Origin of the sequence: Psychrobacter aestuarii (assembly GCF_904846035.1) — a bacterium.
In the GTDB taxonomy this organism is placed as follows: Bacteria; Pseudomonadota; Gammaproteobacteria; order Pseudomonadales; family Moraxellaceae; genus Psychrobacter; species Psychrobacter aestuarii.
In genome coordinates, this window is sequence record NZ_CAJGYT010000001.1 from 2592096 (window position 1) to 2611985 (window position 19890).

Consider the following 19890-nt stretch of genomic DNA (forward strand, 5'->3'; position numbering starts at 1 on the left):
TGTTCGGTTTTATAGTATAGAGGCACGGGTTATAAAGCAATTGTTGTGCGTCTTTATGGGGTATTTGAGCGCAGCAAGACACTGTGGTAATGGCGTAAGGTTTTTGCTTGCTTTTCGCGCAGTGCTATTGTACCGCTCATAGATAATCGCTATTATCTTAGGCGCAGTGTGCCAAAACCTATCTGTAACGGGCGTGCTAATGTTGGGTAGGATGGCGGCTGTATGATGAGTGACAACATCAGATACCGCAGTTGCTTTGAGGCGATAGGGCAGCTTATATATTCACTAATAACAATACACCATAACAATCATTTTTCAGACCAGTGATAGGACTGCTTTATGCGTAATACGTTAGTAAATTTTGTGACCGATACAGCAAAAAAGGGTAAGGCGCATGCCTATAGTGCGCTACAGCCAGAGCGCTATTTGGTAGGACTCGAAAAGCAGCAAGCAGGCAAAGACAAGACAATACTCATCACAGGCGCAAGCTCAGGTCTTGGTGAAAATATGGCACGGCAATTTGCCAAACTGGGTTATAACTTGGCCATCTGTGCGCGCCGCGAATCGCGTTTAGAGCAGCTAAAAGGCGACTTGAACGAGCAGTATCCTGATATTCGTATCGAATATCGCACGCTGGATGTGGCGGACTATAAAGCCGTGTTTGAGGTGTTTCAGGCGTTTGCCAAAGACTTTGGGTCGATTGATAAGGTGGTAGTCAATGCAGGTGTTGGCGAGAGCCGCCGCATTGGTAAAGGTCGCTTTGAGACCAATCGCCGTACAGCGGAGATTAACTTTGTAGGGGCGCTGGCACAATGTGAAGCGGCGATGCAGATTTTTCGTGCGCAAAACAGCGGTCAACTGGTCGTCATATCGAGCATGTCAGCGATGCGCGGTTTGCCACGCCATATGACCACATACGGCGCTTGTAAAGCAGGCTTGGCATATTTAGCAGAAGGCATCCGTGCCGATATGATTTTGACCAAATTACCGATTAAAATCAGTACCATTTATCCAGGTTATATCCGTACCGAAATCAATACCAATGCCAAGCCGCTGCCGTTTGAGGTCGATGCCGATACAGGGTCACGCGCGATTGTGGCTGCGATTGAGTCTGAGGTCGAAGAGGCGTGCGTCCCCAGTGTGCCATGGTCATTGGTGGGGCAAATGATGAAGCATCTGCCGCTGCCTTTGGTCAATAAAATCAGCTAATCTGTAGGGATAATAAAAAAGTCCGACTAAGTTCGGGCTTTTTTTATGGCTATGGATTCTTGATTGTGTCTAAAAACTCTCTAAAGCGCAGCAGGTTTGTTACTGTTTTGCAAATACAGCAGGATTTTTGCGCGATAAGGGGTTTTTATTGGCATATCAAGGGGCTAGGCAGATGACCCTTATATCTAAACCCCGTATAATGGGCTGATTTTCTTGTCATCCGCCATATGGCGCGGGATTTATTTTTTTATTTACAGATGTGATATGGGCGTGCGCCAATGTAACCGTTGTCTGTGTTGATGGCTGAATAGGGCGAGCAACACAGACAACGGCAGCCGCCTATAAAAGAGCTTGGGAGTAAAGCGGTATGAGTGCAGTCAATCATCAGTGGAAAAAATGGCAGCAAATAGCAGGGATTACGGTTGTATGTGGTCTGGCAGTTGCTGGATGTAACCGCTCAGAAGACAAAGCAGAAGAGACGGCTGAAGAAGCCCCTGTCGTGGTAGAAGAGCCACAAACGCCACTTATCCAGTGTAATGACCCTATGCTAGAAGACCGCCTAAAAGGTGCGCTCGAAAATGGTCTGAATCAAGAGGCACAGCGTATCTTGGCAGACTATGCTGAGCGTGCCGATATCAGTATCGACAGTGCCGCGCTCAGCACAAAGAGCAACCGCGTGATGATCGATATCAACAATGCCAATATCTTGCCAGACGCAAGCGATGGCACTATGACCACTTGTCAAGCCAGTGTGAGCATGACGCTGTCTAGCGAAGACTTGTATCAAGCCAGCACCTTTGGCGCGGCCAACAACCAGCCCAGCTTGCCTTCGCGTCTTGCTGAGCAAAATATCCGCATCAACAACAATATGCTGATTGATGATGCCTTTACCTATGTGGTCGGTATGCAAGGCGGACAGCTACAGATGCGCATTGCGGGTCGTCCAGCGATTATCGATAGCGTGTCAGAAGTATTGGCAAGCGCTGTGGTGAAAGAGCGTATCGATGAAATCAATGCAGAACGCGCAGCAGCCGCTGCCACGCGCCGTAATGAGCAGCGTGCCAACGAAATCCAGCGTACCCCTAAACCGCCACGCGTCGAGCCAATGCAGCCCACGCAGCCAGCACCTGCCCCTGAGCCAAGTAGCAACAGTGGCAGCACCAGCAGTAGCAGCTCAAGTAGTGCAAATAGCAGCGCTGCCAGCCAGCCTACTGAGAGCAAGCCTGCCAACCAATCAGGTCTGAACCAAGTGCCGACGGACAAGCAAACCGAAATGGTCATCACTTATGACAATGAGGCGACCTACTAATAACAGCGGCTTGAAAGACGCAAGCTGAAAAAATATTGATACAAAAAGCGCCCAGTGAGCAAGACTTACTGGGCGTTTTGTCGTTTTAGTCAAATAGCTTGTAGGCGGTATAGTCCTTATTCTGCGTTATCAAAGCCTTGTAGCACTGCCGCATTCCACAGCGTCTCGGCGCTATGCTGGGTGTCGGTACAAAAGCGCGCTGCCACAAACAGCCAGTCAGACAAGCGGTTGATAAAGCCAAGTGCGCTCTGGCGGATAGCATCACTGCGCTCGATACGCAAAGCCACGGCTTGACGCTCGGCGCGGCGGCAGACACTGCGCGCAATGTGCAACTGGCTGACAAGCGCTGAGCCTGTTGGCAAAATAAAATCCTTTAGCGGTGGCAGTGTGTTGTTTAAGTGGTCAATCTGCGCCTCTAGCCACAAGATGTGCTGGTCATTCACGCCTTGATATTCTGGCATGGCAAGCTCACCGCCTAGGTTAAACAGTAGATGCTGAATGATGGTCAAGGTCTGCATCAGCTCGGCATCTGCTTTATCCCCGTGGTGTGTGGGTGCGGCTGAGAGCTGCGCGCGTACCATACCGAGCTGCGAGTTCAGCTCATCAACGTCACCCATCGTGGCAAATATGGCATCGGCTTTACTGATACGCTGTCCATCTGCCATGCCTGTGCTGCCATCGTCGCCCGTACGCGTGTATATCTTGCTTAAACGGTTGCCCATAGTTATGCCTACTTATAAAATTGAGTATTTATGCGCCATTGTAGTATTTTATGCCCATTTTCGCTAAGATAATCGGCGTCCGCGCGCACCCAGCCGTGCTGCGGCACATATATCTGATATGTATTCGACGATAGTTTTTATATTCTGACCAAAAAGGCGATACCTTTATGACCACACCTCTTGCCGATGCTGCCACGCAGCTCGCCATCTATGATTCATTGACTGGACAAAAACGTCAATTTCAGCCGCTTGTTGCAGGGCAGGTGGGCATGTACGTCTGTGGCATGACGGTGTACGACTACTGTCACATTGGTCACGCGCGGGTGATGGTCGCCTTTGATATGGCGGTGCGCTGGATGCGAGCGCTTGGCTATGACGTCAACTACGTGCGCAATATCACCGATATTGATGACAAAATCATCGCCCGCGCCGCAGAGAATAATGAAGACATCGGTAGCCTAACCGAGCGCTTTATTGCGGCGATGCACGAAGACGCGACGATGCTCGGCTGCGAGCGACCGACTGCCGAGCCACGCGCCACCGACCACATTGATGACATGCAATCGATGATTCAAAATCTGGTCACCAATGACTACGCCTATAGCGCGGATAATGGTGATGTGTACTACGCGGTAGACCACTTTGCCGACTATGGCAAGCTCTCAAAGCGCAACCTTGATGAGATGCAGGCAGGCTCGCGTGTCGATGTGGACAATGACAAGCGCAATCCGTTTGACTTTGTCTTGTGGAAAGCAGCAAAGCCCAATGAGCCACACTGGGCATCACCATGGGGCAACGGGCGTCCAGGCTGGCACATTGAATGCTCGGCGATGTCGACCAAGTGCTTGGGACACACCTTTGATATTCATGGCGGCGGGCATGACTTGCAATTTCCGCATCATGAAAACGAAATTGCCCAATCTGAAGCCAGCACGGGCTGTGAATACGCGCGCAACTGGATGCACGTGGGCTTTATCAATGTCGATGGCGAAAAGATGTCCAAGTCACTGGGTAACTTTTTTACCATTCGCGACGTAATGCAGCAGTATTTGCCTGAGACCATTCGCTTTTTCTTATTATCCAGCCATTACCGCAGTCAGGTAAACTTCTCAGACAGCGCCTTGACCGAAGCGCACAATAGCCTAAGCCGCCTGTATCACGCATTAAAAATCGCTGAGCAACAACATGACGCGCTGCCCACTGATGCCGCCACCACCGATGCGGCGTATGCCAGTGAGGCAGGTCAGCAGTTCATCACGGCGATGAATGATGACTTTAACAGCGCTGCGGCAATCAGCGTGCTGTTTGGGCTGGCACGTGATGTCAATCGTGCCGTCAAAGCAGAAGACATGACAAGCGCACGCCAAGCTGCCAGCCATCTCAAAGCACTTGCCGCTGCGCTGAACCTGTTGCGGCAGCCTGCGTCGCAGTTTTTACAAGCAGTGGTCGGTGACGACAATGCAGATGGCCTTAGTGACAGCGCCATTGATGCGCTGATTGCCGAGCGCGCCGCCGCCAAAAAAGACAAAAACTTTGCGCGTGCTGATGAGATACGCGAGCTGTTAAAAGCAGCGGGCATTGAGCTGGAAGACAGCCGCAGCGGCACGACATGGCGCCGTGCGTAACTTGGGGTTTAGGCGCTAAAAATAAGCGTATAGTCAACAACATATCAACAAAAAAAGCCTGCGATTGCAGGCTTTTTTTTGTACAGTGAGAGCATCATCTGCCCTGTTATTATGGATACCATTTTGTTACCTAACATTAAGTCTACACCTGTTGGTGCTAAGCGTTCTGCTTGGTCGTCACCGCTTTTGTCATTTTGGCGGTTTTTGTGCTGGTTTGTTCTGTCTGCGGTAGTGACCCTCAGCCATGCCGTGACGCACACTGAAGCGGACACAGCGGGTAATGCTGAGCAAACCGAGCCTGCGCCCGATGACTTTATGGGCTATGCTGAGCAAAAGCTAGAAGAGATTAAACAAGTCAGTCGCAACCCCTCTGAAGTAAAAGAGGAGATTTTAAGCCCAATCAACAACAATGCCGCCCAGCAGGCAGGGCAGTTGCAGGGTGATACAGGGCTTACTGGCGATTTTAACGAAAGCTATTATGAGCTAAAGGTACTAAATGCTGGACTGCCAGAGTTGGCAGAGCCGCCGAACTTATCGACGCCACTATCGACGCTTGAGTTTTTTCAGTCCGCCATCGTGCAGCGCAAGTTTGATTTGGCCGCTTATGCGCTGAACATGAACTTGATTGATGTTGAGCTGCAGCGCGGGCAGGCGATAGAGTTGGCACGGCGTTTGGATTTTTTATTAAACAAAAAAAAGCTTTATGCCTTTGATGAGATGCCTGACCGTTCTGATGGCTTGATTGAGCCACCGATTGGCGATACCAGCAGCGTGATGGGCGTGCCTCGCCGCTCTATTAAGCTTGGCTACATTGATTACCGTGAGCGGCGCATACCGATTTATATAGAGCGGGTGCGGGTCGAGGAGCAGACGCCGATTTGGGTGTTTTCGGCGCAGACGGTTGAGAATATCGACAACCTCTATGAGCAGTACCATCCTGCCCAGTTTGAGCGCTATTTGCCTGACTGGATGGAGATGCGTATCTTTGGCATCGCGGTTTGGGAGTTCGTCGCGCTATTTTTATTCGTCGGTTTGACCATGGGGCTTGGGTGGCTGTTTAGTAAAAGCACAGCCAAGCTGCTCAACTGGTATGTGATTGACGAGAGCAGCAGCACCCATTTGCAAGGGCGTCGCGGCGTTGCCGATTTGGTGGACAAGTTCACCGTACCCTTGACCTTTACCATCAGCTCTTCATTGGTGTTTACGCTGGTCTCTGGGGGCTTTCCGTATCTGGATGCGGTGGCGTCATCGTTACGCCCGATTGTGTGGATCGTATTGGTGTTCAGCGCCATGTGGCTTGGCGTGCGCATCATTAACTTTTTTGCCAATCGCTATCGAGATTTGCAGATTGAGACGCTCAGCTCCGAGCATTTTGACAAAGGTCGCCGCCGCCGTACTTACGTGTCGATATTTCGGCGGGTCTTTATCTTTGTCATGATATTGGGCGGGATTTGGATTGGTCTTAGCGAATTTGCCAATATCGAAGGGCTTGGCAAGACACTGTTGACTTCTGCGGGGATTGCAGGCGCGGTGATTGGTATTGCAGCGCAGCCTATTTTGGGCAACATCATCGCAGGGATGCAGGTGGCCATCACCCAGCCTGTGCGTATTGGCGACAGTGTGATTTTGGATGGCGACTTTAGTACCATTGAAGATTTGCGCTATACCTATGCGGTGCTTAAAACATGGGATGAGCGCCGCCTGATTGTGCCGATGCGTAATTTTAGTACCGATGTGATTGAAAACTGGTCACACACCGAGGCGCATCAGACGTGTCCTGTATTTTTGTATGTCGATTATGGTGCCGATATCGGTGTGATTCGCCAAAAATTCATTGAGGTGACCAAAAACAATGCGCTGTGGGATGGCGAGACGACGCCTGAAATCTTTGTGGTAGAAGTGACCGAAAACACCATTCAAATGCGCGGCGCGGTCTCAGCCATCGGACCGATTGAGGCGTGGACGCTGGCCTGTGAAGTGCGCGAGACGATGCTTGGCTACTTGCACCGTGAGCAAAACGCGTATCTGCCGACAGAGCGCTTTACCTTAACTCAAGACAACAGCAGCGCGCAGACGCCAAAAGACATCGTATTGCCAGACGCGGACAAATAATCTGACAAATATAGTATGCTAGGGCGGGGCTTATTTGTTATAATGTGGCGTTATTTTTATAGGATAACTGAGCGCGAATGACCGCGATGACGTATGACGGTGTTTTTAGTCGTTATGGTCAGTTGAGTCGGTCATCACCTAGGTATGACTTAGGCGCTTGGTATCTGCCCACCAAAATAACCACCGCTAGGGGTATGTATGTTGCGAATTGTCGATGACGCTTTTACTTTCGATGACGTTTTATTGTTGCCAGCTTATTCTGAAGTGCTGCCAAAGACGGCCGACCTCACGACACGTTTGACGAAAGATATTTCGCTAAACCTGCCACTCATTTCAGCTGCGATGGATACCGTCACTGAGTCTGAAATGGCCATCACCATGGCACAGCTCGGCGGTATGGGTATTTTGCACAAAAACATGGACATCGAGCAGCAAGCCCGTCAAGTCCGCCGCGTCAAAAAATTTGAAGCGGGCACTGTGGTTGACCCCATCACCGTCACGCCAGAGACGACCATCGGTGAGCTGATCAAGCTGACCAAAGACAACAACATCTCAGGCGTGCCTGTCGTCACCAAAGGCACGGATCACGTGGTCGGTATCGTAACCCACCGCGACTGGCGCTTTGAGACCAATTTGTCACAGCCTGTCAGCAACATCATGACGCCAAAAGAGCAGTTGGTCACCGTACAAGAAGGCGAGAGTAACGAAAATATCAAGCGCCTATTGCACGAGCACCGCATCGAAAAAGTCGTGGTCGTGAGTGATGACTTTAGCTTGCGCGGTCTGATTACGGTCAATGACTTTGCCAAAGCAGAAAACAACCCGAACGCCTGCAAAGACGAAAAAGGTCGCCTACGTGTGGGCGCTGCTGTCGGTACTGGTGCAGACACGCAAGCACGTATCGAAGCCCTTGTCGCCGCTGACGTTGACGTTATCGTTGTGGATACCGCACACGGTCACTCGCGCGGCGTGATTGAAAAAGTCTCTTGGGTCAAAAAACACTTCCCGCATATTCAAGTCATCGGTGGCAACATCGCGACAGGCGACGCGGCAAAAGCCCTACGTGACGCAGGTGCGGACGCGGTCAAGGTCGGTATCGGTCCTGGCTCTATCTGTACCACGCGTATCATCGCAGGTATCGGTGTGCCACAAATCTCAGCCATTGACAGCGTGGCAAGTGCACTACAAGACACCATTCCATTAATCGCTGATGGTGGTATTCGCTTCTCAGGCGATATGGCAAAAGCCATTGCCGCAGGCGCGTCATGCATCATGGTTGGCTCATTGATGGCTGGTACTGAAGAAGCCCCAGGTGAAGTTGAGCTGTTCCAAGGTCGCTACTACAAAGCCTATCGCGGTATGGGTAGCCTTGGCGCGATGTCTGGTCAAAACGGCTCATCTGACCGTTATTTTCAAGATGCCAAAGACGGCGTTGAAAAATTGGTACCAGAAGGTATCGAAGGTCGCGTACCGTATAAAGGTCCAGTTGCGGGCATCGTTAACCAATTGGTTGGTGGTCTGCGCTCATCAATGGGCTACACTGGCTGCGCCACCATCGAAGAGATGCGCCGCAAGCCACAGTTCATCAAAGTGACTTCAGCAGGTATGAAAGAATCACACGTACATGACGTACAAATCACTAAAGAAGCGCCAAACTATCGCGTGAACTAAGCATTAGTGACAATTTGTCTATAAAATAGCCAACAATGCAGGTTCATTGTTGGCTTTTTTTTTGTACAATACGCTATGATACAAAACCAAGAGACAGACCAATAACGATAATTGCGGACCAGCGTGTTCGGCAGCTGATATTTTTATAAACAGGAGTAAGTTCACTATGAGTTATTTTGGCACAGATGGTATTCGCGGAAAGTTCGGTCAATTGCCAATCAGTCCTGACTTTATCTTAAAACTCGGCTACGTCACAGGGCGCGTACTCATAGAGAACAACCAAAAAAGCAAGCGCAAGCCAAGCGTGGTCATCGGTAAAGATACCCGTCTGTCGGGCTACGTGATTGAAGCGGCGCTACAAGCGGGCTTTAACGCGGCAGGTGTCGATGTACACATGCTCGGTCCCTTGCCAACCCCTGCAATCGCGCATTTGACGCGCAGTTTTCACGCCGATGCAGGCGTGGTCATCTCCGCCTCACACAACCCGTATTATGACAATGGCGTCAAATTCTTTTCTGCAGAAGGCAAAAAGCTGAGCGATGAGATGCAAAACGCCATCAATGATAAGCTGAACGACATCATGAATGCTGAGCCTGACACCGTCATCATGCCCATCATTGACCCTGCTGAGCTTGGCAAAAACAACCGCATTGCCGATGCCAAAGGTCGCTATATCGAATTTTGTAAAGGCAGTTTCCCTTATCAATACGATTTGACGCACCTAAAAGTGGTGGTCGATTGTGCCAATGGTGCAGGCTATAGCGTTGCGCCGCGTGTGCTGCGTGAGCTGGGCGCACAAGTTATCGCTATCCACAACACCCCTGATGGCGTCAATATCAATGCTGATTGCGGCTCTACGCACCCAGAATCTTTGCAGCAAGCCGTCATTAATCATGATGCTGACGTGGGCATTGCCCTTGATGGTGATGGCGACCGCATCATTATGGTCGATGAAAAAGGCAATCTGGTCGATGGCGATGGCATCTTGTATATCCTAGCCACCAAAGGCGCAAGCAAAGCTGAAGGCGTGGTCGGTACCTTGATGAGCAATATGGGGCTGGAGCTGGCGCTACAAGCAGCAGGTATTGACTTTAAACGCGCCAAGGTCGGCGACCGCTATGTGATGCAGGACTTGGAGCGCGCAGGCTGGATACTGGGCGGCGAGCCATCAGGACACGTTTTGTGTTTGGACAAGAGCCGTACGGGCGATGCCATTATTGCAGGCTTGCAAGTGCTGGCAGTAATGCAAGCATCAGGCAAGGCGCTCAGTGAGTTGACCGATGGTTTTGAAGTGCTGCCACAAAAGCTGGTGAATGTGCGCCTCGCTCAGATGCAAGACCCGTATGACAATGACGAGCTAGTTGCCGCCTTTGATAAGGCAGAGGCGACGCTGGCAGGGCGCGGGCGCTTATTGATTCGTAAGTCAGGCACTGAGCCGATGATTCGTGTCATGGTCGAGTCGGACGATGAGATTGAATGCGATGTGATGGCCAATGAGTTGGCCGATAAAATCAGAGCGGTATTGGGATAATTGCTGTCGGGTCGCGGCCCGCAGTACACTATAGCGTAACAGCGTAAAGGAGCCATCATGAGTTTGGATTTTACCGAGCAGCGCCTGTCTTACGAAAAAGGCAGCCTTGAACAACAGTCGGTGCCGCAATCGCCCTTTGTTTTATTTGGACAATGGATGCAAGACGCCATTGAACAACAAGTACCTGAGCCATACGCCATGAGCCTCGCCACGTGCGGCGCGGACAATAAGCCAAGCGTGCGTATTGTACTGATGCGTGAGCTGACCGAGTCGGGTGTGGTGTTTTATACCAATTATGAAAGTGCTAAAGGTCAAGATATCGCTGACAATCCGCAAGCGGAAGTTCTGTTCTTTTGGCACGCGCTCGAGCGACAGATTCGTATCAGCGGACATATCCATAAAATCGATGCGCAAAAATCTGCCGCCTATTTTCAAAAGCGTCCGCATGACAGCCAAGTCGGCGCATGGGTCAGTCAGCCGCAAAGTGGCGAGGTTGATAACCGTGAGGTGATGGAAGCACGTTTTGAAGCACTGCAACACCAATACCCTGAAGGCAGTGCCGTACCGACGCCTGAATTTTGGGGCGGCTATGAGCTTTGTGCGGAGCGCGTTGAGTTTTGGCAAGGGCGCGCCAATCGTATGCACGACCGCATTGTCTACACCAAAGATAATGCACAAACCGACTGGCACACGGCGCGCTTGCTGCCTTAGTCGTTAAGTGATTAGCGTTCATAAAAAAACCACGGTATCAGCATTTACGCTGTACCGTGGTTTTTTTTATGTGTAAGCAATCGTGATGACTTTAGCTTTTATCACGCACGCGCTTTTATAACACGATGCGCTTACTGCGCGCGGGTATCGATACTGGCGGCGACCGACATCCCAGGACGCATCTGCGTCAGCTGCGGCTGATCGGGGTCGAGATCGATACGCACAGGAATACGCTGAGTGATTTTAATATAGTTGCCCGTTGCAGGGTTGCTCGCGGCGGCACTAAACTCACTGCCCGTTGCGGGTGAGATGTTACTGATGTGCCCAGTGAACTCCGTACCACCGAGTGCATCCACGCGAATGGTCGCTGGCATGCCGATGCGCATATCTGCCACTTGGGTTTCTTTAAAGTTGGCAATCACCCACACCCCTTTGGGCACGATGTACATGAGCTGCGTGCCCGCATTGACGAACTGACCTGCCTTGACGCTCACTTGGCTCAGCTGTCCTGGCTCAGGGGCAGTGATGACGGTATTGTCCAGATTGATTTGCGCTTGCTTGGCGGCGGCTTCGGCGTTTTTGATATTCGCGTCCAAAGAGGAGCGGCTGCCACGGGTTTTGTCTTTGGCTTCACGCGCGGCTTGTAGATTGGCTTCGGCTTGTTGCACCGCAGCGCGCGCTTTTGCCAGTTGTGCCTTGGTATGGGCGACTTCTGCCTTGGATACCGCACCGATGGCGTCCAGACCTTCGTAACGGCGTACATCTTCTTGCGCACTTTGTACGCTCACTTGTGCGCTATACAGGTCGGCTTGCCGCGCTTCAATCTGAGCGCTGCTGGACTGCGTGTCTTGGACGTTACTGGCACGGTTGGTGGTGGCCACATCGATATTGGCCTGCGCTTGCTCCAGCTGCTGGGTGAAGGTGCGGTCGTCAATTTTTACCAGCACATCACCTGCTTTGACCGTATCAAAGTCCTGCACCATCACACTATCGACGTAGCCTGAGACTTGCGGGCTGATGATGGTCGTTTTGCCTCTGATAAAGGCGTTGTCCGTCTGCTGTACATGCGAGGTGAATGGCGGCAGCTGCCATGCGTAGAGAATCAAGCCCACGCCAATCAAGATTAACGCGCCAAACAGACCCAAGCCAAGGGCAGATTTTTTCTTGGGTGACCAGCGCGCAGGCGAGGGAATCGGCTCTTTTGGCGGCATGGGGGTGTCGTCTGCTGCGGCGTTTTCATTGTCCGTTTCTTGTGCAGCATCATTGTCCGCAGTCGTTGGCTGCTCGCTATCTGCAGGGGCAACAGGGCGGTTGTCTGCACTCTCTTTGGGGTACTGCGTGGCATCATCACGGGAGTCTTGACTCATGACGCACTCCTAAATCAATTAATCAAAATAAATAAAACAGGCCATCGGGTATCTGCTCAGTAGCGCGCGACGCTGTCCGTTGTTTGCGCAATCGTGCTCAACAACAAACAAATAACGCCGCGCGCGCCCACCCATCGCTGCAATCGTGTTAGCGGTTTTCCCGCATTTTCGCCAGCGTCGCCAGCTCTTTTTCTAAGGGGTTGCGCTTGTGGTAGCGGTAGTACAAATAATTCAGCGACAATATCACCACCGTGATACTGGCAAGACTTGCCAAAATAAAGAACAAGTCATTATAAGCGGCGACAACCGCTTGACGCTGTATCTGCCCAAACACCTGCTGCGCCGCCTGCGTGCTGGCAAGTGCGGTGTCGGTCATCTGGCTGCCCACCTGCGCGCGCGCTGCTTGTAGCTGCTGCACCAATGCAGGGTCGCCAAAGTTCAAAGAACCCACCATATCGTTATAATGGGTCTGCGTGCGAATGGTTGTGAATGCCTGAATGCCCGCAGCACCTGCCAGACCACCAATGGTCTGTGAAATACTAAAAATCACCGAAAAGCTGATGATATACGCAGGACCATTGGCAATCGCTCGCAGCATGCCTTCAAAGACCATGGGTCCCATAAAATAAATGGCGGCAAAAGCAATCAAAAACTGACTGACATAAAACATATAAGGCGCAGAGTCGATAGACACGCCCGTATCTATCCAAGCACCAATAGCAATCAAAAGCGCCGCAAAAATAACAGGACGCCGCAAGTCCATCGCATTGGTACGCCAAAAGCTGACCGCCAGCGCACATAAACTGGCCACAGCAATCACCACATAGAACGTCACCAGCTGATCATTGCCATAGCCCAGCTGCGCAAGCAGACCCGCCGCGCCTACGCTTTGTTCTGATAGCAAAATCCGCATCACCGCACCGGTAATCATAAAGGCAATGATGTTGCGGCTTCGCATCCAGCGCACTTGCAGCATGGGGTTTTTACGGTGCGTCTCAATCCATAATGCAGCACTGATGCCCAGCACAGCGATGAGTAGCGGATAGCTGAGCCAAGGCGTGCTCCACCACAGCACCCGCCCTTGCACCAAAAACACCGACAGCGCCGCAAGCCCACTGGCAAACAGCGCAAAGCTGACGATATCAAGCTTTTCAAACACCTGCTGTACATTGCCTGGTGGTAGCTGGAGCAAATTAATCAGTCCAAAGCAAATCAGCGCCAGCCCAAACTCAAACAAAAACAAGCTCTCAATCTGACCGCCTGCTGCCAGATAAGGCGAGATGATGCGCGATAAAGGAATGCCAAATTGCACCACACCAAAGCCCAAAATCAAACCACTGATACGCTTGGCGGTCGGCATGCCTTGCAAGCAATAAAACACCGACAAAATGGTCATGGCACTGGCGACCATACCACTCATCGCCCGCGTCAGAATCTCCAGATAATAAGGGTCAAACAGCGTACTTATCGCACCTGTTAATATGTCGGTACTGATGAGCCACTGCATGCTGGTGGCGAGCAGCAAAAAGAACAGCGTCAGCTTACAAAAGGGCGCGATACCGAACTGCTGACGTATCTTGTAGAGCAATACCGTAATACAGGCATTGGTCATGTTATACGCCACTGATATCCAGCCGCCCTCCATCGGGGTGAGGCTAAGACTCCCTTGAATCTGGGTCAAATTGGCAACGAGCAGACCGTTTTGAAAACCTGCAGTCAGCCCAACGAACAATCCAATCAGCAAATACAACACTTTGCGCGGGACAGGATGGTCAGGATTGGCAGGGGAGCCGACCATAAACGGCTGTTCATGGGGCTTAAACTGGTATTCTTGAGTCATGAAACACGGCAACGTACAAGGGCAAGGAACACGCAACCAACCGCGTCATCGCCGTCAGCTGCATCGTAAAAACAACAAAAGCCCAAGATAGGCTTGGGCTATTTTAACATAAGTCACAGTCGCAAAGGCGCGGGTACAGCCCAGCAATTGACACTAGCGGGTCACATCGGCAGCAATTGCCTAAATGGCGCTGCTGGCATCATAATTCGCCTCAAGGCGCATCGCACGTTGATAACTGTCAAGTTTGGCGAGCTGTAGCGCGTATTGTTTGATGTGTGGATAGTCTTCGAGCGCTTGCTGTTTGGCCAGCATAATCAAGTCAAATGAGAGCATAAAATCTGCCCCGCTTAACTGATTGCCGACGATATACAGCTTGTCGGTGACAGCATCATCTAAATAGCTGAGGACTTTGCGCTTTTCTTTAGCGACATAGCCTTGTAGCGCGGTGCTGTCTTCTAGCTGCATTTTTTTGCTAAACATCTCAAGCAATAAGGGCAGCATCAGCGAGCTTTCGGCAAAGTGTATCCACGACAAATAGTCGGCATACGCTGACGTGTCAGGCTGCGGGCGCAATCGTTTGGGCGCAAAACGCTCAACCAAAACCTCTGTAATCGCGCCAGACTCAGCGATGATGTGCCCATCTATCTCAATCACAGGCGACTTGCCAAGCGGGTGTACCGCCTTTAAGTCCTCAGGAGCAAGGTGGGTGCGCGCATCGCGTTGATAGCTGACCACTTCATAAGGCTGCCCAAGTTCTTCGAGCAGCCACAAAATACGCAGTGAGCGCGATTGATTCAGATGATGTAGACGTATCACAGTTTAGTCCTTAAATCGTGCCAAAAGATGCTCAGCAGTGGCTTCTGATGAGGCTGGGTTTTGCCCTGTGATGAGCAAGCCGTCTTCGACCACGTACGACTGCCAGTCATCGCCTTTGACATAATTGGCACCATTGGCTTGCAGCGCGTCTTCTAGTAAGAACGGCACAACGTCGGTTAGACCAACGCCTTCTTCTTCGCTATTGCTAAAGCCTGTCAGTTTTTTGCCCTTAACAAAGTATTCGCCATCGCTCTTGACGTCTTTTAGCACGGCAGGCGAGTGACACACGAACGCTACAGGCTTCTCAGCTTTAATGAAGCGCTCAATCAGGGCGATAGAGTCGCTGCTGCTTGCCAAATCCCACAATGGGCCATGACCACCTGGGTAAAATACCGCGTCAAAATCCTGTGCATTGATATCACTGAGCTTTTGCGTGCTGGCAAGACGTGCTTGCGCTTCGTCATCTTGTTTAAAGCGCTTTGTGGCGTCTGTTTGCGCGTCTTCATCATCACTTTTTGGGTCGAGGGGCGGCTGTCCGCCAGCAGGTGAGGCTAAGGTCAACTGCGCGCCTGCATCCAAAAAGGTGTAATACGGGGCGGCAAATTCTTCTAGCCAAAAGCCTGTCTTTTCGCCAGTGTCACCTAAAGTATCGTGTGAAGTCAGTACCATTAAAATATTCATAATTATCCTTAATTGTTATTTGATAAGAGCGGTCAAAATAGACGCTACTGTTCGTGCTTGGTATCGATAGGAGAAGGGCTGCAATGGGCGCGTATCTAATTGAATACGACCATTGCTACCCCATTCACAGTAGCGCGTTTCTTTGGACGATATATAGGAAAAATGTTACTTATCAGTGGATATCTGCAACCTGAATCACGGTTTTGCCAAAGTTTTGACCATTGAGCATATCCACAAAGGCGCTCGGCGCGTTGTCCAAACCTTCGACCATATGTTCAAGCGTTTTGATGTCGCCCGCTTCGACCCATTCGCCCATGGTTTGTAAAAACTCAGGGAAATGCTCGCCGTATTCTTCAAAGATAATGAAGCCTTTGACAGTGAGGCGCTGCTTGAGAATCGTGCCCATCAGCATACCCAAGCGGTCTTTGCCATCAGGCGTTTCGGTGGCGTTGTACTGCGAGACCAGACCGCACACAGGGATACGCGCATGGGCATTGAGTAGGGGCAGTACCGCATCGAATACCTTGCCGCCGACGTTTTCATAATAGATGTCGATACCATCGCTGCAAGCGCGCTCAAGCTGCTCGGCAAAGTCATCGGCATAATGGTCGATACAAGCATCAAAGCCCAGCTCGTCAACGGCATAGGCGCATTTTTCCGCGCCGCCTGCCACGCCGACCACGTGCAGACCAAGACGCTTGCCCACTTGTCCGACGGTTGCGCCAACAGGACCGGTCGCTGCGGCAACAACTAAGGTTTCGCCCGCTTTTGGTTTGCCGATATCGGTCAGACCCATGTAGCCTGTAAAGCCAGGCATACCGAGCACACCCAGACCGTAAGAGGGGTGCGGCATGTTGTTATCAAGCTTGTGTACGCCCTCGCCAGTGCTTACGCTGTAGTCTTGCCAGCCAGATTGGGCGACCACAATATCACCTTCACTAAAGCCGTCGATATTGGATTCGACCACTTGCGCGACCGTGCCGCCAGTCATCACATCACCGATATTGAGTGGGTCGGCGTAGCTTTTTGCCGCGCTCATACGTCCACGCATATACGGGTCGAGTGACAGATACAGCGTGCGTAGCAGCATCTCGCCTGCTTTTGGGGTTGGGATGTCGCTGGTCGTCAGCTCAAAGTTGTCCGAGGTTGGCTCGCCGTGTGGGCGGCTGGCAAGTTTAATCTGGCGATTGGTATTGTCGGTTTGTTCTGAAGTAAAGCTCATAATTATTGTCCTTATCGTGTCTTTATTGTTGATTATTTAGGGTTAATAATGATGGATTAAGTTTATACGGCGGCGCGCTCTAGGATGCGACGCGATACGTCCAAATCATTATTGCCGTGCTCACCCAGCTTGGTCATATGATGCGCTTTTAGCTGGTCGATGATGGCATCGATATGGCTGCTGTCGAGCGAAGCGTCAGCAAAATTAACGGGCAGACCGAGGCTGACAAAGAATTCTTCGGTATAAGCAATCGCAGCTTCGATGGCCTCATCATCACTTAGCGTCTCGTCGGTGATGTTCCAGACATTACGCGCATATTGGCGCAGCTTGTCTTTTTTGCTCTCTTTTAGCTCGCGCATGACCGATGGCAAGACGATGGTGAGCGTACGTGCATGGTCAATGCCGTGTAGTGAGGTCAGCTCATGACCAATCATGTGTGTCGTCCAGTCTTGTGGCACACCAGTACCAATCAGACCGTTGAGCGCCATGGTCGCTGTCCACATGATGTTTTTGCGCGTCTCTAGATTCTCTGGGTCTTGTTTGACCACCAAGCCTTCATCAATCAAAATCTTAAGCAGGCTTTCGGCAAAGGCGTCTTGTACCTTGGCATTGACAGGGTAGGTCAAGTACTGCTCCATGACGTGAACAAACGCATCTGCCACACCATTCATGACTTGGCGCTCAGGCAAGGTCAAGGTCTTTTTGGGGTCAAGGACAGAAAACTTAGGATAGACCAAAGGGTTGCCAAAGGGCAGCTTGGCTTGGCGCTCACTGTAGTTAATCACGCCGCCTGAGTTCATCTCTGAGCCTGTCGCAGGAATGGTCAACACCGTGCCCAAGTCAATCGCCGTATCCACCGATTTGCAGTAGCTAAGCAGTGATTCCCAAGCGCGCTCACGCGATACCGTGCCGTCATCTTCGGTCATGTGCGAAACCAGCGCGACAAATTTGGTCCCGTCAATCACTGAGCCGCCGCCGACTGCCAATAAAAAATCGATGTCGTTGGCAACGACGCTGTCTGCTGCGTTTAGCAAAGTGGTAAATTCTGGATTGGCTTCGATACCGCCAAACTCAAACACCGTGCGTTCGCCACTTTGTGCCAAAGCGTTTTTGACTTCGTCTAGTGTGCCTGTACGCTGGGCTGAACCGCCACCATAAGTAATCAGTACGCGGGCATTCTTAGGTACGAGGCTGTCTAGTTGGCTGACTTGGTCATCGCCAAAAACGATGCGTACAGGATTGTAATATTGAAAGTTATTCATAAAGTATCCAATTTTTTGGTGAATAATAATGTGTTAAGCAAATTCGATAGGAAGTATTGTACATGAATTAGACCAGTCGTCTAGAGACGCTTACAAAACTGTCGTACAGCCATAACGGTTGCGTTGTTTTTTATAACATTGGAATAAGCGGCAAAGACGATGCGATTTTGCGTAGCGCCGCAAGACTGGGCGATACGCAAGGCATAAGACGATTAAAAAATAATTGCGCGGGTTTACAAAAGGCGTTACCTATCCGTAAGTATCAGTGACTTATCGCATTAACGCCCCAGCTGCGTGGTGGTCATCTGCCAGACTTCGGCAAGTGGGGTATTGGTCTGACTGATTTTGGCGACCAAGCTGGCACCCAGCCACGCAAAGTACCAGCGCTTGGCAAGACTCTCGGCTGAGATGTGGGCGTCATTCGGTATTGAGCCTTCTGCCCAGCCAGTTTTGATTTGCTGCGCAAGCCACGTGATGATGTACTGATAGCCTTCGTTCAGCGCTTGGCGCATTGGCTCTGAGATGTCCGACACTTCGGCGGAGAGCTTGACCACAAGGCACTTTTCGTCATCACAGCCGTTTTGCTGCGTGTCGTACCAGCCCTGAAAATAACGATAAATGCGCTGCTGTGCGCTGTCCTCAGCCTTGGTCAACGACGTTAGGCGCTGCTGATAGCGGGTAAAGTAGCGCGTAATCACCGCCTCACCAAAGGCTTCTTTAGAAGCAAAGTAGTGATAAAACGAGCCCTTTGGCACGCCTGCGGTGTCTAGGATTTGCTTAATACCCACCGCTGTAAAGCCTTTTTGGGCAATCAGCTGTGTTGCAATAGCCAGTAGATGCGCTCTGGTATCTGACGTGGGCACGGTGTTTTGCGTGGGCATAATGGTCAAAGACTCCTAAATAATAATGCGCCAACCAGTCGGTTAAAGGACAATAGGCTGTGGCTTTTGCAGTACGGCACCAATAAAGTCGAACAGTGTGCAAAAAGGCAGGCTATTGTATAAAACGTGCGTGGCTGCGGCAACAGATAAACGCGGTTAAGAATACTAAGTATTAAAACCACTTACCGCTATAGTAGCATTAGACCAGTCGTCTTGCAAATTGCACAGTGATACACTAGGTAGATGGGTTTAGCCGACAGGTATCGAGATTTGATTGGTGTTTATAAATTTTGATGGGCAAAAAGCCCCGCTGGGCACGCATAGACGCCAAGCAGGGCAGTATCACTTTCAGCAAATATTATCTAGCGCTCTTTAAAGCCAAGCAGCGATTCGATTTGTTCGCTGGTGATGCCGCGCACGACCGCTTGCTCTTCAACCGACAAGCGATTGTTATATTCTTTAATCATCACATACAGCTGGCGCGCCACCTCAGAGGTGCTGGCGTAATACATCTGCGGATCTTCGCTCGTCAGACGTGCCAAAAAGCGATTGACGATTTGGCGTTTGGTCACAGGGGCGTTTTGTGTGCTCATAATCTTCTCCTAATAATCAATCAGTATAGCGAGAATTGATGAGGACTTGGGCACTATCTCAGAACAAATCTAAAGCCGTTAGCCAAACCAATACAATGCGTATCAAGCACCAACTGACAAGTTGTCTTTTTTATTTACGGGTAAGTTTTATGTAATTGGCGTTAAGTTCTTGTTGTGAAGACGGCTGGTTTCTGGGGTTCGCTCAATAATTGTGTTACACATAACAGCACTTACGATAATACACCAGATGATTCATCACCAACATTGAAGCGCGTATTGCCATGGATAAGGGACTGTTTATAGAAAGTAAAAGGCAATACCAATACGATAATTGCCTA

Annotated in this window: 16 protein-coding genes; 7 read left to right on the top strand and 9 right to left on the bottom strand. The window is 50.8% G+C overall.

Annotation, left to right across the window (positions count from 1 at the left end; translation table 11 throughout):
- Positions 1–339: 339 nt before the first annotated feature.
- A complete protein-coding gene (locus tag JMW05_RS11085; RefSeq protein ID WP_201505302.1) occupies positions 340–1209 on the top strand; it encodes an SDR family oxidoreductase in 870 nt (289 codons plus the stop codon).
- Between the two features lie 367 nt (positions 1210–1576).
- On the top strand, positions 1577–2518 hold the full coding sequence (locus tag JMW05_RS11090) for a hypothetical protein (RefSeq protein WP_201505303.1): 942 nt from the start codon (positions 1577–1579) through the stop codon (positions 2516–2518).
- A gap of 116 nt (positions 2519–2634) precedes the next feature.
- On the opposite strand, the gene JMW05_RS11095 is transcribed toward JMW05_RS11090, so the two are convergent.
- A complete protein-coding gene (locus JMW05_RS11095) occupies positions 2635–3240 on the bottom strand; it encodes a cob(I)yrinic acid a,c-diamide adenosyltransferase (protein WP_201505304.1) in 606 nt (201 codons plus the stop codon).
- Positions 3241–3407: 167 nt separating this feature from the next.
- On the opposite strand from JMW05_RS11095, the gene cysS reads away from it, so the two are divergent.
- The 5 genes from cysS (at position 3408) to pdxH (ending at position 10890) form a co-directional block, all read left to right on the top strand.
- Positions 3408–4865, top strand: a complete 1458-nt coding sequence (gene cysS / locus JMW05_RS11100; RefSeq protein ID WP_201505305.1) for a cysteine--tRNA ligase — start codon at positions 3408–3410, stop codon at positions 4863–4865.
- A gap of 204 nt (positions 4866–5069) precedes the next feature.
- Entirely contained in the window at positions 5070–6977 is a 1908-nt protein-coding gene (locus JMW05_RS11105; RefSeq protein WP_227691520.1) for a mechanosensitive ion channel family protein, read from the top strand.
- 198 nt (positions 6978–7175) lie between these two features.
- On the top strand, positions 7176–8648 hold the full coding sequence (gene guaB, locus JMW05_RS11110; protein ID WP_201505307.1) for an IMP dehydrogenase: 1473 nt from the start codon (positions 7176–7178) through the stop codon (positions 8646–8648).
- A gap of 166 nt (positions 8649–8814) precedes the next feature.
- Positions 8815–10179, top strand: coding sequence for a phosphoglucosamine mutase (gene glmM / locus JMW05_RS11115; protein WP_201505308.1), 1365 nt, complete (start codon positions 8815–8817; stop codon positions 10177–10179).
- A gap of 57 nt (positions 10180–10236) precedes the next feature.
- Complete coding sequence (gene pdxH, locus JMW05_RS11120) at positions 10237–10890, top strand: pyridoxamine 5'-phosphate oxidase (RefSeq protein WP_201505309.1); 654 nt, start codon at positions 10237–10239, stop codon at positions 10888–10890.
- Between the two features lie 131 nt (positions 10891–11021).
- On the opposite strand, the gene JMW05_RS11125 is transcribed toward pdxH, so the two are convergent.
- From JMW05_RS11125 to JMW05_RS11160, 8 genes are all read right to left on the bottom strand, one after another.
- Positions 11022–12257, bottom strand: coding sequence for an HlyD family secretion protein (locus JMW05_RS11125; RefSeq protein ID WP_201505310.1), 1236 nt, complete (start codon positions 12255–12257; stop codon positions 11022–11024).
- Between the two features lie 148 nt (positions 12258–12405).
- Positions 12406–14097 carry an MFS transporter gene (locus JMW05_RS11130; RefSeq protein WP_201505311.1) on the bottom strand — a complete coding sequence of 564 codons (1692 nt, stop codon included), beginning with the start codon at positions 14095–14097 and terminating at the stop codon, positions 12406–12408.
- Between the two features lie 180 nt (positions 14098–14277).
- Positions 14278–14913, bottom strand: a complete 636-nt coding sequence (locus tag JMW05_RS11135; RefSeq protein WP_201505312.1) for a glutathione S-transferase family protein — start codon at positions 14911–14913, stop codon at positions 14278–14280.
- A 3-nt stretch (positions 14914–14916) separates the two neighbouring features.
- Positions 14917–15594, bottom strand: coding sequence for a type 1 glutamine amidotransferase domain-containing protein (locus tag JMW05_RS11140; protein ID WP_201505313.1), 678 nt, complete (start codon positions 15592–15594; stop codon positions 14917–14919).
- Between the two features lie 172 nt (positions 15595–15766).
- Positions 15767–16816: an NADP-dependent oxidoreductase gene (locus JMW05_RS11145; RefSeq protein ID WP_201505314.1), complete on the bottom strand. Its 1050-nt coding sequence runs from the start codon at positions 16814–16816 to the stop codon at positions 15767–15769.
- A 62-nt stretch (positions 16817–16878) separates the two neighbouring features.
- On the bottom strand, positions 16879–18078 hold the full coding sequence (locus tag JMW05_RS11150; RefSeq protein ID WP_201505315.1) for an iron-containing alcohol dehydrogenase: 1200 nt from the start codon (positions 18076–18078) through the stop codon (positions 16879–16881).
- A gap of 278 nt (positions 18079–18356) precedes the next feature.
- Entirely contained in the window at positions 18357–18959 is a 603-nt protein-coding gene (locus JMW05_RS11155; protein ID WP_201505316.1) for a TetR/AcrR family transcriptional regulator, read from the bottom strand.
- A 362-nt stretch (positions 18960–19321) separates the two neighbouring features.
- On the bottom strand, positions 19322–19552 hold the full coding sequence (locus JMW05_RS11160) for a hypothetical protein (RefSeq protein ID WP_201505317.1): 231 nt from the start codon (positions 19550–19552) through the stop codon (positions 19322–19324).
- Positions 19553–19890: the final 338 nt, after the last annotated feature.

Bases quoted from the DNA above. Each gene is read 5' to 3' on its own strand.
- JMW05_RS11085 (WP_201505302.1), top strand. From the start codon at position 340: ATGCGTAATACGTTAGTAAATTTTGTGACCGATACAGCAAAAAAGGGT.
- JMW05_RS11090 (WP_201505303.1), top strand. From the start codon at position 1,577: ATGAGTGCAGTCAATCATCAGTGGAAAAAATGGCAGCAAATAGCAGGG.
- JMW05_RS11095 (WP_201505304.1), bottom strand. From the start codon at position 3,240: ATGGGCAACCGTTTAAGCAAGATATACACGCGTACGGGCGACGATGGC.
- cysS (WP_201505305.1), top strand. From the start codon at position 3,408: ATGACCACACCTCTTGCCGATGCTGCCACGCAGCTCGCCATCTATGAT.
- guaB (WP_201505307.1), top strand. From the start codon at position 7,176: ATGTTGCGAATTGTCGATGACGCTTTTACTTTCGATGACGTTTTATTG.
- glmM (WP_201505308.1), top strand. From the start codon at position 8,815: ATGAGTTATTTTGGCACAGATGGTATTCGCGGAAAGTTCGGTCAATTG.
- pdxH (WP_201505309.1), top strand. From the start codon at position 10,237: ATGAGTTTGGATTTTACCGAGCAGCGCCTGTCTTACGAAAAAGGCAGC.
- JMW05_RS11125 (WP_201505310.1), bottom strand. From the start codon at position 12,257: ATGAGTCAAGACTCCCGTGATGATGCCACGCAGTACCCCAAAGAGAGT.
- JMW05_RS11130 (WP_201505311.1), bottom strand. From the start codon at position 14,097: ATGACTCAAGAATACCAGTTTAAGCCCCATGAACAGCCGTTTATGGTC.
- JMW05_RS11140 (WP_201505313.1), bottom strand. From the start codon at position 15,594: ATGAATATTTTAATGGTACTGACTTCACACGATACTTTAGGTGACACT.
- JMW05_RS11145 (WP_201505314.1), bottom strand. From the start codon at position 16,816: ATGAGCTTTACTTCAGAACAAACCGACAATACCAATCGCCAGATTAAA.
- JMW05_RS11150 (WP_201505315.1), bottom strand. From the start codon at position 18,078: ATGAATAACTTTCAATATTACAATCCTGTACGCATCGTTTTTGGCGAT.
- JMW05_RS11155 (WP_201505316.1), bottom strand. From the start codon at position 18,959: ATGCCCACGCAAAACACCGTGCCCACGTCAGATACCAGAGCGCATCTA.
- JMW05_RS11160 (WP_201505317.1), bottom strand. From the start codon at position 19,552: ATGAGCACACAAAACGCCCCTGTGACCAAACGCCAAATCGTCAATCGC.